The organism is Streptomyces mutabilis, from assembly GCF_014649815.1.
Classification (GTDB): Bacteria; Actinomycetota; Actinomycetes; order Streptomycetales; family Streptomycetaceae; genus Streptomyces; species Streptomyces mutabilis.
In genome coordinates, this window is sequence record NZ_BMTT01000111.1 from 1 (window position 1) to 920 (window position 920).

The following is a 920-nucleotide window of genomic DNA, read 5'->3' on the forward strand; positions in this document are numbered from 1 at the left end:
TCAGCTGTTCTAGAAACCTCTTTTCCTCGGCGCAGAGTAATTCGAGTCGGAGAATATGTTCCATTCTGATAATACACCGCATCGATAGATACTATTCCATTGATAGCTGCAACTAAATAATTTTCCCTATTTTCCGCTTCACTTGCATTTTTATTATATAATTTTAATCCGTACTCCCCCTCTTGACTTCCTGGGAATGGGAATAAAAAACTCTGCCATTGTGCACTGTTTTTACTACAATAATCTACAACATTATTAACACCTACAGCCGCTCCATAGTAATTACCACTACTACGAAGTGACATATATGATTGAGGAGGCGTTAATTCACCTATATACCCCGTTCCATTATCTGGAATAACAAGTGCTTTTGTTAGGAGAGGAAAAAACAGTGACAATACAAAAAGACTGATTTTAATAGTTAGCGTTTTCAATTTTCACCACCGTGCATAATGACATATAACCATCTATATACTATTTATTATATGACTATTAGTGATTTTTATCTCTAAAAATAAGAATAAAAATTATTATTCCATATAAAAATTAAAATAAAAATAGAGTAAATAAAAGCATTCCAAAAAAGAATCATTCACGCTATTTTTAGTCAGATAACATTTTCAATGAATGTTAACAAACATCATTTTAATATTTTCTCCTACGCCCTTTTTCAATTTCTGTGCTTATTCCATTCACATATTCTCATCTTATAGATTGATTGCTCTGGCAATAATCTGCACACAAATACACTTAAAAAAACAAAACAGCTATTAGGGGTATCAGAAAGGTCTATTTATAATTATCTCTTTTAGATAACATCAGATATTAAAATAAACTCAGTTTAAGAAAGTCTAAATTAGATATATTAAAAATACATTCAGTTATCATTAAATAAATAAACAAAAGGTGTATTATATAAT

The 920-nt window shown here is 29.7% G+C and carries 1 protein-coding gene; it reads right to left on the minus strand.

All coding sequences use genetic code 11. The features are described from left to right. Nucleotides 1-434: hypothetical protein (locus IE142_RS39660; protein ID WP_229831215.1), on the minus strand; the 434-nt coding region annotated here is incomplete at its 3' end. Between the last annotated feature and the right edge of the window lie 486 nt (nucleotides 435-920).